The sequence below is a fragment of the Pseudomonas arabinosi genome (assembly GCF_047758675.1).
Taxonomy (GTDB): Bacteria; Pseudomonadota; Gammaproteobacteria; order Pseudomonadales; family Pseudomonadaceae; genus Aquipseudomonas; species Aquipseudomonas arabinosi.
Map to the genome: position 1 here is coordinate 4,106,826 of NZ_CP180480.1, position 14,932 is coordinate 4,121,757.

The following is a 14,932-nucleotide window of genomic DNA, read 5'->3' on the forward strand; positions in this document are numbered from 1 at the left end:
TCAAAGATGCCGTTACGGACCCTTGAGACCTGGCCCCACGGCGCAATCATGCTGGACGCAGAGCACACGCGTTTTGCCTTGTGGGCGCCAGATGCGTTTTACGTCAGTGTCGAACTGGAAGATGGACAGTCCTTGCCACTCCTGCCCCAGGCAGATGGCTGGTTCGTGATCAATAGCCGTTGCCCTGCCGGCACGCGTTACCGCTACAACATCGACGGCGAACTGGAGGTGCCCGACCCGGCCTCCCGCGCGCAGGCCGGTGATATCGACCGCCACAGCGTGGTGGTCGATCCACTTGCGTATCAATGGCAACACAGCGCCTGGCTCGGGCGGCCGTGGAATGAGGCCGTGATCTACGAATTGCACGTCGGTGCGCTCGGCGGCTTCAGCGAAGTCGAGCAGCACCTGGCGCGCCTCGTCGAGCTGGGCATCAGCGCGATCGAATTGATGCCGCTGGCGCAGTTCCCCGGTGATCGCAATTGGGGTTACGACGGGGTGCTGCCCTACGCGCCCCAAGCGTCCTATGGCACTCCCGAACAACTCAAACACCTGATCGACACCGCCCACGGCCATGGCCTGGCGGTGATTCTCGACGTGGTCTACAACCACTTCGGCCCGGACGGCAATTACCTGCATCGCTACGCCAAGGGCTTCTTCCGCGAAGACAAGCACACCCCGTGGGGTGCGGCGATCGACTTCCGGCGGCGCGAGGTGCGGGACTTCTTCATCGACAATGCGTTGATGTGGTTGCTGGAGTACCGCTTCGATGGCTTGCGCCTGGACGCGGTGCACGCCATTGAAGACCCGGACTTTCTTCGGGAACTGGCGCAAAAGGTTCGCCAGCAAACCGATCCGGCCAGGCATGTGTGGCTGACCGTTGAAAACGAACACAACCAGGCCAGCCTGCTCGAAGATGGCTACGACGCGCAGTGGAACGACGACGGCCACAATGCCTTGCACGTGCTGCTGACCGGCGAAACCGACGCCTACTACGCCGACTACGCGCAAAACCCCACCGAGCAACTGGCTCGCTGCCTGAGCCAGGGCTTCGTGTTTCAAGGCCACGTAACCCGTCACGGTACAACCCGTGGTGAGCCCAGCGGTCATTTGCCGCCCAGTGCTTTCGTGCTGTTTCTGCAAAACCACGATCAGATCGGCAACCGCGCCTTGGGCGAACGGCTGCATCAACTGGCCAACCCCGATGCGCTCAAGGCAGCCACCGCATTACTGCTGTTGTCACCGATGATCCCGCTGATGTTCATGGGCGACGAGTTCGCCGCCGAGCAACCGTTCCTGTTCTTCACCAGCCATCACGGTGAACTCGCGGAGCTGGTCCGCGAGGGACGACGTAACGAGTTTGCCGCCTTCAGCGCGTTTGCTGATCCGCACAAACGCGAGCAGATTCCCGATCCCAACGCGCGCCAGACCTTTGAGGCTTCACGCCCCGAGCTGACCTCAACCCGGCAATCCGCCATGCACGACCTGTATCGCCACCTGTTGCAGATCCGCCATCAGCAGATCATTCCCCGCCTGCCCGGTGCTCAAGCATTGGGCGCCGAGGTGCTGGCCACAGGCGCGGTAACGGCGCGCTGGCGACTGGGCGATGGCAGTCAGCTGCGAATTGACCTGAACCTCAGCGACACGCCTGTGGTCCACTCCCCACAGGCCGACGCTTCGTTGTTGTTGTTCGAATACCCGCCACAGTCAGCCGGTCTGTTGGATCAGGGCACACTTGCCCCGTATTGCGCGCTAGTCAGCCTCACGGCCGCTGCCCCTTTGCTACCCCCGGATGGAGAGCGCCAATGAGCGATGCGCAATTGGAAATACTGGCCAGCCGAGCTGGCCTGGCAGTCGACTGGATCGACGCCAACGGCCGCCCACAGAAAGTCGCTCCATCAGTGCTACGCAACGTCCTCACCGGACTCGGCCACCCGTCCGGCAGCGCTCAGGAAATCGACGCCAGCCTGCTGGAACTGCAGCAGGTGCAACAAACCCGGCACCTGCCGCCGCTGCTGACTGCCGACTTCGGTGTCGGCCTGAGCCTGGCGCATTACTTTGAGCCCGAAACACCGTGCGAAATCCACCTTGAAGATGGCTCGCGACTTAATTTGAAACTGGATGCCGAGGCGATACTGCCCGGCCTGATCCCGGTCGGTTATCAGCATGTCAGCATCGACGGGCAGTCATTCACGTTAGCCGTGGCACCGACGCGCTGCTACAGCGTCGGCGATGCCGTCGACAGTCCGATCCCCCGTGCCTGGGGCCTGAGCGTGCAGCTGTACTCGCTGCGTCGTCCGGGCGATGGCGGTTTCGGCGATACCCAGGCGCTGGAAGACCTGGCCCGGGTGGCCGGCGAACGCGGCGCCGAAGCCTTGGCGATCAGTCCGCTGCATGCGATGTTCGGCAGCGACACCCAACGTTACAGTCCGTACTCGCCGTCCAGCCGCTTGTTTCTCAACAGCCTGTACGCCGCACCGGGCGCCATCCTGGGTGATCGAGCGTTGCGTATGGCGATTGATGCAACCGGCCTGGCGGCAGAACTCAAGCACCTCGAAGCCTTGCCGTTGATTGATTGGCCCGTGGCGGCCGAAGCCAAACATCGCCTGTTGCAGGCGTTGTACGAAGGTTTTGTCCAGGGCGAACACCCGTTGCATGCCGACTTCAGCAGCTTCCGCCACGCCGCTGGCGAAGCCCTGGAAAACCACTGCCGCTTTGAAGCCATTCAAGAAGCTCGCGCCGCCAAGGGTGAAAGCCTCGACTGGCGGCAGTGGCCCGAGCAATGGCAAAACCCGCGTAGCGCGGCCTTGGCCGAATTCGCCGAAGAGAACGCCGGGCGCATCGGCTTCTTTGCCTTCTGCCAATGGCTGATCACACGCTGCCTGGAACGCGCACAAACCGCCGCCCGCAGCGCCGGCATGAGCATTGGGCTGATCGCCGATCTGGCGGTGGGTGCCGATGGCGGTGGCAGTCAGGCCTGGAGTCGTCAGGACGAATTGCTCGCCTCGCTGACCGTGGGTGCACCACCGGACATTCTCAACCGTACCGGTCAGGGCTGGGGGATTTCCGCGTTCTCGCCCGAAGGTCTGGTACGCAATGGCTTTCGTGCCTTCATCGAAATGCTCCGCGCCAATTTTGCCCACGCCGGTGGCCTGCGCATCGATCACGTCATGGGCCTGCAACGGCTGTGGGTGATCCCCAATGGCGCGTCACCCGCCGACGGCGCCTACCTCTATTACCCGGTGGACGACCTGCTGCGTTTGCTGACCCTCGAGTCCCATCGCCATCAGGCCATCGTCCTCGGTGAAGACCTCGGCACTGTGGCGGATGGTCTGCGAGAAAAGCTCATCGCCCGCTCGATCCTCGGCATGCGCGTGCTGCTGTTCGAACAGGACAACGCACACTTCAAACCGATTCTCGACTGGCCGGACAACGCCCTCGCGACCACCAGCACCCATGACCTGCCAACGCTCAATGGCTGGTGGCATGGCCGTGATATCGACTGGAACGCCCGACTGGGCCTGGTCGACGCCCCCAGTGAAATCGAATGGCGCCACCACCGCGAACGCGAGCGTGATGGCCTGCGCCGGGTGTTGAGCGAGGACCCGCAGAACTTTCGCGAAGAGTCCCATGAAACCGATCAGGTGCTCGACGCCGCGATACGTTTCCTCGGTCATACCCGTGCGCCGTTGGTGCTGCTGCCGCTGGAAGATGCCTTGGGCATCGAACAGCAGGCCAACTTGCCCGGCACCACCGATACGCACCCCAACTGGTCCCGACGCCTGCCCGGCGACAGTGAAGCGTTACTCGATGACGCGGACGCCGCCCGGCGCCTGGAACTGCTCGCCTGTGCGCGGCTTCAGGCGGCCGAGCGTGACCAATGAAGCAAACGCTTATCCAACCGCTGCGGGCCACCCTGCGGCTGCAGTTCCATAAAGACTTCACGCTGGACGATGCGGTGCCGCTGGTGCCGTACTTCGCCAGCCTCGGCATCAGCCACGTCTATGCGTCACCCCTGCTGAGCGCCCGCGCCGGTTCCATGCATGGCTACGACGTCGTGGACCCGACCACGGTCAACCCGGAGCTGGGTGGCGAAGCGGCGCTGCGGCGTTTGGTCAGCGCATTGCGCGAGCAGAACATGGGGCTGATCCTCGACATCGTCTCCAACCACATGGCCGTCGGCGGTGGCGATAATCCCTGGTGGCAGGATTTGCTGGAATGGGGACGCCTGAGTCCTTATGGCGAGTTCTTCGATATCCAGTGGCATTCGCCCGACCCGTTGATGGAAGGCCAGTTGCTGCTGCCCTTCCTCGGCAGCGACTACGGCATCGCCTTGCAGGACGGCACCCTGCCCCTGCGCTTCGATGCGCAAAAGGGTGCGTTTTATGTCGAGCACTATGAGCATCACTTCCCGATCTGCCCGACGAATTACGGCGAATTGCTCAGGACCGATGACCCACAGAGCGCCGAATCGCTCAAGTCGCTGGCAGACGGTTTCAGCACCTTGAGCTACCAGACCGACGCCCACAGCCTGGCGATGCCGCTGAAAACAGAGCTGCGTGAACTGGCCAGCGATCCGGCGATTCTGCAAGCCATCCAGCAAAACCTCAGCGCGTACGATTCGCTCACGCCCGAAGGTTTCCAGCGCCTGCACCTGTTGCTTGAACGCCAAAGCTATCGCCTGGCCAGTTGGCGCACGGCGGCAGATGACATCAACTGGCGGCGTTTTTTCGATATCAACGAGCTGGGCGGCCTGCGGGTCGAACGTCCGGCCGTGTTCGAAGCCACCCACGCGAAAATCTTTGAGCTGGTGGCCGAAGGCCTGGTCGACGGTCTGCGCATCGACCACATCGACGGTCTCGCCGACCCTCGGGGCTACTGCCGCAAACTGCGGCGGCGGGTCGACAGCCTGTCGCCGGATCGGCACCTGCCGATCTACGTCGAGAAGATCCTCGGCGAAGGTGAAACCCTGCACCGTGACTGGTCGGTGGATGGCACCACGGGTTACGAGTTCATGAATCAACTGTCGCTGCTGCAGCACGCGCCCGAAGGCGCCGACACCTTGGGCGAATTGTGGAATCGCTACAGCGAACGGCCCGCTGATTTCCGTCAGGAAGCGCAACTGGCCCGCCAGCAGATCCTCAACGGTTCCCTCGCCGGAGACTTTGAAAGCGTCGCCCAGGCCCTGTTGCAAGTGGCCCGGGATGACCTGATGACCCGCGACCTGACCCTCGGTGCGATTCGTCGGGCATTGCAGGAGCTGATCGTGCATTTCCCGGTGTACCGCACCTATATCAGCCCCCGTGGGCGTTTCGCTGAAGACGATGTGTTTTTCCAGCAAGCCATGGACGGCGCCAGGCTTACCCTCGGCGAGGCCGACTGGCCGGTGCTCGATTGCCTGGCCCGCTGGCTGGGGGGTGAATCATGGCGCAAACGCCCCTTGGGACGGCCGCGCAAGATGCTCAAGCATGCCTGTGTGCGTTTTCAGCAACTGACGTCGCCGGCGGCGGCGAAGGCTGTGGAAGACACCGCGTTCTATCGCTCCGCGACGTTGCTGTCGCGCAATGACGTGGGCTTCAGCACCGAGCAATTCAGCGCACCGGTGGCTGATTTCCACGCGGTTTGCATCAGCCGTCTCGAAGCGTTTCCCGACAATTTACTGGCCACCGCGACCCACGACCACAAACGCGGCGAAGACACCCGAGCGCGCCTGGCGGTGCTGAGCGAGCGCAGTGCCTGGTACGCCGAGCAAGTCCCGCTTTGGCAGGCCCTCGCCCGCCCCCTGCGCGACGACGACCAGATGCCGACGGCGGGCGATGAGTTGATCCTCTATCAAGCGATCCTCGGCAGCTGGCCGCTCGATTTGCGCAGTGACGATCAAGCGGGCTTGGAGAACTACACTCAACGCCTGTGGCAGTGGCAACAGAAAGCCCTGCGCGAAGCCAAGTTGCAAAGCAGCTGGAGCGCGCCGAACGAGGCTTACGAACAAGCGGTTCAGCAATTCCTGCAACGTCTGCTTCTGAGCCCCGAAGGTGAGCTGTTACGCGCGGCCCTCGGCAAAGCAGCCAAGAGCATCGCCGTCCCCGGCGCACTCAATGGGTTGGCGCAAACCTTGCTGCGCATGACCGTGCCGGGGGTACCGGACCTGTATCAGGGCAACGAGTACTGGGACTTCTCGCTGGTCGATCCTGACAACCGCCGGCCGGTGGATTACGCCAGCCGCCAGCAGGCGATGCAGGCGCCATTGGAACTGCCCGAGCTGTTGGCTGACTGGCGCGACGGGCGCATTAAACAAGCGCTGATCGCACAAGTATTGAACCTGCGGCTCGAGCACGCCGAGCTGTTTCGGCGAGGGACGTATCAAGCCCTTGAAGTCGTCGGCAGCCAGGCTCACCGGGTGCTCGCATTTGCTCGCTCGCTGGACGGAAAACGCGCCATCGTGATCGTACCGATACGCTGCGCCGAACTGCTGGAAAACAGTGCCGAGCCCCGAATTGACGCGCCGCTGTGGGGCGATACACGGGTCAAATTACCGTTCACCGCCCCTGATGAAAATTTGAAGGGACTTTTTTCAAGCACAACAGTCACACACCAAAGGGAGTTGAACATCAGCGCTGCGCTGGGGGATTTCCCGGTCAATCTTTTTATCCAAACTACCCACACTTGAGTTCAGTTCAGGAGCATTGCGATGAGCACTAACGACAAACGCATCCGCGAATTCGCCTATCAGATCTGGGAATCGGAAGGAAAACCCGAGGGCCAGGACGCTCGCCACTGGGAGATGGCCCGCAAACTGGCTGAAGCCGAAGCCCTGGCACCGAGCAAATCGCCCAAAGCCGCTGGCAACAAAGCCGCCATCAAGGCCCCTGCCAGCAAAGCCAATGGCAAGGCGGCGGAGCCAAAAACCAAAGCCAAGCCCGCCGCTGCCTCCAAGGTCATCCCGCCGGGCGAAAAAGCCAGCGAGAAGAAGCCTCGAGCAGCGCGTAAACCGCCCGCGGTCTGACGCCGCTCACCTTTGTCCTGATTGACCCCGTGGCGAGTCTTCTCGCCACCGAGGGCTCGCTCGCCCTCAAAAAAAACCAGAGCCAAGAACTGTCCCCCCCTTTGCAGGAGCACCTATGACCAGTCCGAAGAAAGCCGCGCCAGAACCTCAAGTCGAGGCCTCGCGAATCCGTGAAGGCTTGCCCTTCCCGCTGGGCGCGACCTGGGATGGCCTGGGGGTCAACTTCGCCTTGTTTTCCGCCAATGCCACCAAGGTCGAGCTGTGCATCTTCGATGATGCCGGCGAGGTCGAACTGGAACGCATCGAACTGCCGGAATACACCGACGAGATCTACCACGGCTACCTGCCCGACGCGCATCCGGGGATGATCTACGGCTACCGTGTCTACGGCCCGTACGACCCGGCGAACGGTCATCGCTTCAACCACAACAAGTTGCTGATCGACCCCTACGCCAAACAACTGGTCGGCCAGTTGAAATGGTCCGAAGCGCTGTTCGGCTACACCATCGGCCACCCCGACGCCGACCTGAGTTTCGATGAACGGGACAGTGCCCCGTTCGTGCCCAAGTGCAAGGTGATCGACCCGGCTCACACCTGGGGCCGCGACCATCGGGTCAGCGTTCCATGGGACAAGACCATCATTTATGAAACTCACGTGCGCGGCATCAGCATGCGTCACCCTTCCGTCCCCGAGAACCTGCGTGGCACCTTCGCCGGATTGATGGTCGATGATGTGCTGGAACACATCCGCAAACTCGGCGTGTCGACGGTGGAATTGCTGCCGATTCATGCCTTTGTCAACGACCAGCATCTATTACACAAAGGCATGACCAATTACTGGGGCTACAACAGCATCGCGTTCTTCGCCCCCGACCCACGCTACCTGGCCAGCGGCAAGATCGACGAGTTCAAGGAGATGGTCGCGCACCTGCACGAAGCCAATCTCGAAGTGATCCTCGACGTGGTCTACAACCACACTGCCGAGGGCAATGAACAAGGCCCGACCCTGTCCATGCGCGGCATCGACAACGCTTCCTACTACCGCTTGATGCCCGACGACAAGCGCTTCTACATCAACGATTCCGGCACCGGCAATACTCTGGACCTGAGTCACCCGTGCGTACTGCAAATGGTCACCGACTCCCTGCGCTACTGGGCCACGGAAATGCACGTGGACGGTTTCCGCTTTGACCTGGCGACCATTCTCGGGCGTTACCACGATGGCTTCGACGAACGTCACAGTTTCCTTGTGGCCTGCCGTCAGGACCCGGTGCTGCGCCAGGTGAAGATGATTGCAGAAGCCTGGGATTGCGGCCCCGGCGGCTATCAGGTCGGTAACTTTCCGCCCGGCTGGGTCGAGTGGAATGACAAATTCCGCGACACCGTGCGTGCGTTCTGGAAAGGCGACGACGGCCAACTGGCGGACTTCGCCAGTCGCATGACCGCCTCCGGCGAGATGTTCAATCAGCGTGGCCGCCGGCCGTATGCCTCGGTGAACTTCGTCACCGCCCACGACGGTTTCACCCTCAACGACCTGGTGTCGTACAACGACAAACACAACGAAGCCAACGACGAGAACAATCAGGACGGCAGCAACAACAACCTGTCCTGGAACCATGGCGTCGAAGGCCCGACCGACGATCCCGAGATCAATGAGCTGCGTCAGCGGCAGATGCGCAATTTCTTTGCCACGCTGCTGCTGTCCCAAGGCACGCCGATGCTGGTGGCCGGCGACGAATTCGCCCGCACCCAGGAAGGCAACAACAACGCCTATTGCCAGGACAGCGAGATCGGTTGGGTCAACTGGGACCTGAGCGAAGACGGCAAGGCCCTGCTCAAGTTCGTCAAACGCCTGATCAAGTTACGCCTGGCGTACCCGATCCTGCGTCGCGGTCGGTTTCTGGTGGGCAATTACAACGAGGACATCGGCGTCAAGGACGTCACCTGGCTCGCGCCGGATGGCAGCGAAATGTCCATCGAACAATGGGAGGAAGGCCATGGCCGCTGCCTCGGCATGCTGATGGATGGCCGTGCCCAGGAAACCGGTATCCGCCGCAAGGGCGCCGACGCTACGCTGCTGCTGGTGGTCAACGCGCATCACGACATTGTCAATTTCCTGCTTCCGGAAGTGCCTGACGGCGGTTTCTGGACCTGCATGATCGACACCAATCAACCGTCGATTCGCGGGCAGGAACGCTTCGAGTTCGGTCACGAATATTCGGTCACTGGCCGTTCGCTGCTGCTGTTCGAATTGCAGCATGAGGAAGAAGAGTGAACTGAATGGAGCAACGAGGCGACGAATAGCGTGACATGAGCAATACTCTGTTCGCGGCAATCCAGGGTTTGGAGCGCCGCACATTGCTATCAACGAAGAACAAGGACGTAGCCATGAAAACGGTCTCCATCAGCGAAAGCAGCCTGCCCGTACAAATCTGGAACAGCGCCCCGCAACTGGACAACATTCCTGTCATCAGCACTCAGACCCTGGTTCCTGCCGGCGCACGCGCTGTGTTGATTGCCCCACATCCCGGCGATGAAGTCGTGACCTGTGGCGGCCTGCTGCAGTTGCTCAGCGCACTGGGGCATCCCCTGCAATTGATCTCGATGACCGACGGCAGCGCCAGCCATCCGGGCTCGCAACAATGGTCGGAGAAACGCTTGAGCGTGTTCCGCCCCCAGGAAAGCCTCGAAGCCTTGCGCCGGCTCGGGTTGCCAATGCACAGCCTGAAGTGGATTCGTGGCGGCTTCACCGACAACGCCCTGGCCGAACGCGAGTTTCAGATGACTCAATTCATTGCCCGCTATTTACGCCCAGGGGATGTGGTGTTCAGCACCTGGCGCGAGGATGGCATTGTCGATCATGACGCGGTCGGCCGGGCCAGCGCCAAGGCTGCAGCAATGGTCGGCGCGACGTTCAACGAAGTACCGGTCTGGGCCTGGCACTGGCCAACGCGTGATCGAGGGCTCATCCCCTGGCATCGCGCGCGCAAGGTGCGCCTGGACACCTGGACCGTCGCGCGCAAAAGCCACGCCACCCACGCCTATGCCAGCCAGCTCGACGGCGAACCGGCCATCGGCCTCGCCCCGCTGCTGCCCCCGGTGCTTCTGGAACGGATACGGTTGCCTTATGAAATTGTCTTCGTCTGAAGATCAAAAGATCGCAGCCTCCGGCAGCTCCTACAGAGGTACACGCACCCTGTAGGAGCTGCCGAAGGCTGCGATCTTTTTGCTTCACAAAGACATACCGCAAATCCCACTGAACTGCCCGCCGCTGCATCAGTCGCATACATAACCAGCCCTGATTCAGAGGAGTGAACGTGACCAGTGATTCCAAGTGGCGGGCCGTCGAATCATCTCCATTGAACACGCCCCTGGCGATTCATCGACTGAGAGTGCTGACGGTCAACACCCACAAGGGTTTTACCGCACTCAACCGACGTTTCATTCTCCCGGAACTGCGTGAAGCGGTACGCAGTACATCGGCGGACCTGGTGTTCCTGCAGGAAGTCGTCGGTGAACACGACCGTCATTCCACTCGCTACAACGACTGGCCGCAAACCTCACAGTACGAGTTCCTGGCCGACAGCATGTGGAGCGACTTCGCCTACGGTCGTAACGCGGTCTACCCTAACGGTCACCACGGCAATGCCCTGTTATCGAAATACCCGATCCGCGAACACCGCAACCTCGACGTCTCGATCACCGGCCCCGAACGCCGCGGCCTGCTGCATTGCGTGCTGGACGTACCGGGCCACGCCGAGGTCCATGCGATCTGCGTGCACTTGAGTCTGTTGGAAAGCCATCGCCAACTACAGCTCCAGCTACTCTGCCAACTGCTCGAATCGTTACCCGACGATGCGCCGGTGATCATCGCCGGCGACTTCAACGATTGGCAGTTGCAAGGCAACACCGCCCTCGCCCGACGCGACTACCTGCATGAAGCCTTCGAACGCCACCACGGTCGCCCGGCGAAAACCTATCCGGCGCGCTTTCCGCTGCTGCGTCTGGACCGGATTTATCTGCGCAATGCCAGCAGTCATGAGCCGCGAATACTGGGGAGCAAGCCGTGGACGCACTTGTCGGATCACTTGCCGTTGGCAGTGGAAGTGCACCTGTAGCGGTTCAATCGCGAGCCGCAACGAATGTTCGGTTTCAGCCTCATTATTGACAGTACCAAACAGCGAAAATCAGTCAGCAACTGGCCGGATAGAGGCAGCTGGAAGACCGACTGTCGGCTGACGAACGCCTCTGATTCGCGGGTTTCGCGATGATTTTTCGTACAAACAAGAACTTAGATAAACGCCAAAAAACAATTGGTTGCAAAGGCCAAATTAGCCATACCGCTCATCGTTCATTTTCTTGACGCAGCGCCATCGGTCTTCTTAGCTACACGTTACTACCCCCGGAAATATCACCCGGGGCAACCCCCCAGACTCCCGCAAAATCGGGCGGCCAGAGGCTTGCCCCACTACATTCGGTCGCCCCTCATTCGGGTAGGAGAGAGACGCCAGAGCGAGATACCGCATGCGATTGCAAGGTAGACCTCCATGAAAACTTCATTCACCCAACAAGAGATCAAAGTTACTTTTTGCACTGTCTCGAGCTCACTCCTTCTGTGCTCGTCCATGGAAGTACAGGCAGGGCCGGCAGAGGATGAAACCGCGCCTTGGTACCGTCAGGATGTTCCGGTCATGACCTTACCCGCCGTCAGTATCACCGCCCCCTACCCCGGCCGCTTCAGCGCCGCCTCCGACACACGAACTTCACGCCTGACCATCGAGGACGCTGCGTCTTCGGCCTGGGATCAGGTGTATGGACAGGCTTCGCGGCAGGCGCAAACCGATGTTCTGGCTCAGGGATTTGCGATCCCTGGCAGTAGCGAATTCAAAGGTCCGGCGATCCTGACTCTGCAAAGCGGTAGCGGTCATACCCAGCGAGTCGGACTGGTTGGCGGCATCACTCAGTTACAAGGCAACAGCAACGGGCTGCTGACCGGTCGCGCCCTCGCTGACCCCAGCCACGACACCCTCAACCTCGAAGGTGAGAGCCTCGGCGCCTACTGGAGTTTGACCGGGCCCCAAGGCTGGCACGTGGACTTGACGGCCAGCGGCGGCCGGGTCAACGGCTTTAGCCGCAATGACCAGGGCGCCCGACTGGCGACCGAGGGCAGCGCGGTGACGCTGTCGGTGGAAGGTGGTTTCCCCATTGGTCTGAGCGATAACTGGGTAGTCGAACCCCAGGCGCAATTAATCAATCAACGCATTACCCTGGACACCCCGTATGCAGGCTCAGGCAATGCCTCGTCCAGCGATCTTACGTCCTGGAGCGGCCGGGTCGGTGCACGGTTGAAAGGTAGTTACGACATCAACGGCATGGGGGTCGAACCCTATGTGCGAACCAACGTGTGGCACACGGTGTACACCAGCGATACCGTGAACCTCGATCAGGTCGAGAAGATCAGCAGCAGCCGCTATTCATCGACCGTCGAAGTGGGTTTGGGCTTGGTGGCCAGAGTGACACCTGCCGTGAGTCTCTACGTCAGCGCCGACTACAGCAGTAGCGTGGATGAAAATGATTTGAACGGGTTGATTGGGAGTTTGGGTGTGCGGATGCGGTGGTAAGTGTTTCAGCTCAAGAAATTGATTGTTCGGGCTGCCCCCATCGCGAGCAGGCTCGCGATGGGAGCAACTCGGTGTTAGATCAACCCTCCGGACGCAGCATCAACACCGCCAGCGGCGGCAGGTTCAACACCAACGAGAGTGCCTGGCCATGGCTCGGCTCGTCCTCGGTAAACGCCCCGCCGCTGTTGCCATAGTTCGAACCGGCGTAGGTGGCCGCATCACTGTTGATCACCTCGGTCCAACGCCCGGCAAACGGTACGCCGATGCGATAACCCTCACGCGGCACCGGCGTGAAGTTAGCCACCACCAACACCGGCCGCCCATCCCTGCTCCAGCGCATGAAGGCGTAGACGCTGTTGATTGCATCATCACCGATCAACCACTGGAAGCCTTGCGGCGCGTCGTCCTGATCATGCAACGCCGGCTCTTCGCGATACAGCCGATTAAGGTCGCCGACGAGTTTCTGCACACCTTTGTGTTCCGAGTATTGCAGCAAGTACCAGTCCAGTTGCTGATCGTGGTTCCACTCACGCCACTGACCAAACTCGCAGCCCATGAACAGCAGCTTCTTGCCCGGATGTGCCCACATGAAACTGAGGTAGGCGCGCAGGTTGGCGAATTTCTGCCAGCGGTCGCCGGGCATCTTGTCGATCAGCGAGTGCTTGCCGTGTACCACTTCGTCGTGGGAGATCGGCAGGATAAAGCGCTCGGACCAGGCATACACCAGGCCGAAACTCAGTTCGTTGTGATGATGGGCGCGATACACAGGGTCTTGCTGGATGTAGTGCAGCGAATCGTGCATCCAGCCCATGTTCCACTTGTAGTCGAAGCCCAGCCCGCCCTGTTGCGTGCCCTGGCTGACACCCGGCCAAGCGGTGGACTCTTCGGCAATCACCAGCGCGCCGGGGGCTTCGAGGTCGACCACGTCATTGAGATGGCGCAGGAAGTCGATGGCTTCCAGATTTTCCCGACCGCCGTGGCGGTTTGGCACCCATTCGCCGGCCTTACGCGAGTAATCGCGATACAGCATCGAAGCCACGGCATCGACCCGCAGACCGTCAACGTGGAAATGCTTCAGCCAGTGCAGCGCCGAGGCCAGCATGTAGCCGTGCACTTCGGTGCGACCCAGGTTGTAGATCAGCGTGTCCCAGTCCTGATGGAAGCCTTCCTGCGGGTTACCGTATTCGTACAGGGCAGTTCCGTCGAATTGCGCCAGGCCGTGGGTATCGGTCGGAAAATGCGCTGGCACCCAGTCGAGGATCACGCCAATGTCAGCCTGATGGCAGGCATTGATGAACGCGGCGAAGTCATCCGGCGACCCGTAGCGAGCGCTCGGGGCGAATTGCGACAGCAGCTGATAACCCCAGGACCCACCGAACGGGTGTTCCATGATCGGCATCAGTTCGATGTGGGTAAACCCCAGATCCTTCACGTAAGGAATCAGCCGCTCGGCCAACTCATGCCAGGTGTACAGGCGCGCAACTTCGCCCAAATCGTCCAACTCACATTGCCAGGACCCGGCATGCAATTCGTAGATCGACAGCGGCGCACTCACCCGATGACGGTCGCCACGGGATTGCATCCACTCCTGATCCTGCCACTCGATGTTCAGCGGCGAAGCGACTTTTGACGCGGTGTCCGGCGGCAGCGAAGTGGCCAGCGCCATCGGGTCGGCCTTGAGCGGCAGAATGCCGTGGGTGCCGAGGATCTCGTATTTATACGTTTCCCCCGCTTGCATGCGCGGGACGAAGATTTCCCATACACCGGTCGGATGACGCAGGCGCATCGAGTGCCGGCGACCGTCCCAGTTGTTGAAGTCACCCACCACCGACACCCTTTTGGCGTTCGGCGCCCACACGGCGAAACGCACGCCATCGACACCGTCGACCGTCATCAGCTGCGCGCCCAGGCACGCGCTGAGATCGCGGTGATTGCCTTCGGCGAACAGGTACAAGTCCATCTCGCCGAGCAACGGGCCAAAGCTGTAAGGGTCTTCGGTAACCTGTTCGCCACCGGCCCACCGGGTTCGCAGCAGATACGCCTGCGCCCGATCGAAGTGCCCGACGAACAGGCCCGGCGTCTGGGTGGGCTCAAGGTTGCCGAGTTCCTCCCCGGAATCCTTGGCCAGTACCTGTACGCTCAAGGCGTCCGGCAAATAGGCCCGAATGAATTGCCCACCATGACCATCGCCATGGGGGCCGAGAATTGCAAAGGGGTCGTGATGTTCGGCGCGTACCAATGCGTCGATGTCCCGCGATCTGGGCAGCAACGCTTCTTTAGCGTGACCCTGTTCCTTGTTCGAGAAACTCAT

At 61.1% G+C, this 14,932-nt stretch carries 9 protein-coding genes; 8 read left to right on the top strand and 1 reads right to left on the bottom strand.

The window, feature by feature from the left end:
- The first annotated feature begins 6 nt into the window (after window positions 1-6).
- The 8 genes from treZ (at window position 7) to ACMXYJ_RS19155 (ending at window position 12,621) form a co-directional block, all read left to right on the top strand.
- Window positions 7-1,806 carry a malto-oligosyltrehalose trehalohydrolase gene (gene treZ, locus ACMXYJ_RS19120; RefSeq protein ID WP_415756434.1) on the top strand — a complete coding sequence of 600 codons (1,800 nt, stop codon included), beginning with the start codon at window positions 7-9 and terminating at the stop codon, window positions 1,804-1,806.
- Entirely contained in the window at window positions 1,803-3,881 is a 2,079-nt protein-coding gene (gene malQ, locus ACMXYJ_RS19125) for a 4-alpha-glucanotransferase (RefSeq protein WP_415756435.1), read from the top strand. Before treZ ends, malQ begins: the two co-directional genes overlap by 4 nt.
- Window positions 3,878-6,664 (top strand): malto-oligosyltrehalose synthase, encoded by a 2,787-nt coding sequence (locus tag ACMXYJ_RS19130; protein WP_415756436.1) that lies wholly within the window; start codon window positions 3,878-3,880, stop codon window positions 6,662-6,664. The genes malQ and ACMXYJ_RS19130 overlap by 4 nt, the downstream gene beginning before the upstream one ends.
- Window positions 6,665-6,685: 21 nt before the next feature.
- Window positions 6,686-7,000: a DUF2934 domain-containing protein gene (locus tag ACMXYJ_RS19135; protein ID WP_415756437.1), complete on the top strand. Its 315-nt coding sequence runs from the start codon at window positions 6,686-6,688 to the stop codon at window positions 6,998-7,000.
- A gap of 115 nt (window positions 7,001-7,115) precedes the next feature.
- The gene (gene glgX, locus ACMXYJ_RS19140; protein ID WP_415756438.1) at window positions 7,116-9,275 is read left to right on the top strand and encodes a glycogen debranching protein GlgX; all 2,160 of its coding nucleotides are present in this window, start codon (window positions 7,116-7,118) and stop codon (window positions 9,273-9,275) included.
- Between the two features lie 113 nt (window positions 9,276-9,388).
- Entirely contained in the window at window positions 9,389-10,147 is a 759-nt protein-coding gene (locus ACMXYJ_RS19145) for a PIG-L deacetylase family protein (protein ID WP_415760763.1), read from the top strand.
- Window positions 10,148-10,317: 170 nt separating this feature from the next.
- Complete coding sequence (locus ACMXYJ_RS19150; protein WP_415756439.1) at window positions 10,318-11,118, top strand: endonuclease/exonuclease/phosphatase family protein; 801 nt, start codon at window positions 10,318-10,320, stop codon at window positions 11,116-11,118.
- Between the two features lie 429 nt (window positions 11,119-11,547).
- Window positions 11,548-12,621: an autotransporter domain-containing protein gene (locus ACMXYJ_RS19155; RefSeq protein ID WP_415756440.1), complete on the top strand. Its 1,074-nt coding sequence runs from the start codon at window positions 11,548-11,550 to the stop codon at window positions 12,619-12,621.
- Between the two features lie 79 nt (window positions 12,622-12,700).
- Here the strand turns inward: ACMXYJ_RS19155 and glgB are convergent, their stop codons facing one another.
- Complete coding sequence (gene glgB / locus ACMXYJ_RS19160) at window positions 12,701-14,932, bottom strand: 1,4-alpha-glucan branching protein GlgB (RefSeq protein ID WP_415756441.1); 2,232 nt, start codon at window positions 14,930-14,932, stop codon at window positions 12,701-12,703.

Coding starts and splice junctions, on each gene's coding strand:
- malQ (WP_415756435.1), top strand. CDS start 1,803: ATGAGCGATGCGCAATTGGAAATACTGGCCAGCCGAGCTGGCCTGGCA.
- glgX (WP_415756438.1), top strand. CDS start 7,116: ATGACCAGTCCGAAGAAAGCCGCGCCAGAACCTCAAGTCGAGGCCTCG.
- ACMXYJ_RS19155 (WP_415756440.1), top strand. CDS start 11,548: ATGAAAACTTCATTCACCCAACAAGAGATCAAAGTTACTTTTTGCACT.
- ACMXYJ_RS19135 (WP_415756437.1), top strand. CDS start 6,686: ATGAGCACTAACGACAAACGCATCCGCGAATTCGCCTATCAGATCTGG.
- treZ (WP_415756434.1), top strand. CDS start 7: ATGCCGTTACGGACCCTTGAGACCTGGCCCCACGGCGCAATCATGCTG.
- glgB (WP_415756441.1), bottom strand. CDS start 14,932: ATGAGTTTCTCGAACAAGGAACAGGGTCACGCTAAAGAAGCGTTGCTG.
- ACMXYJ_RS19130 (WP_415756436.1), top strand. CDS start 3,878: ATGAAGCAAACGCTTATCCAACCGCTGCGGGCCACCCTGCGGCTGCAG.
- ACMXYJ_RS19145 (WP_415760763.1), top strand. CDS start 9,389: ATGAAAACGGTCTCCATCAGCGAAAGCAGCCTGCCCGTACAAATCTGG.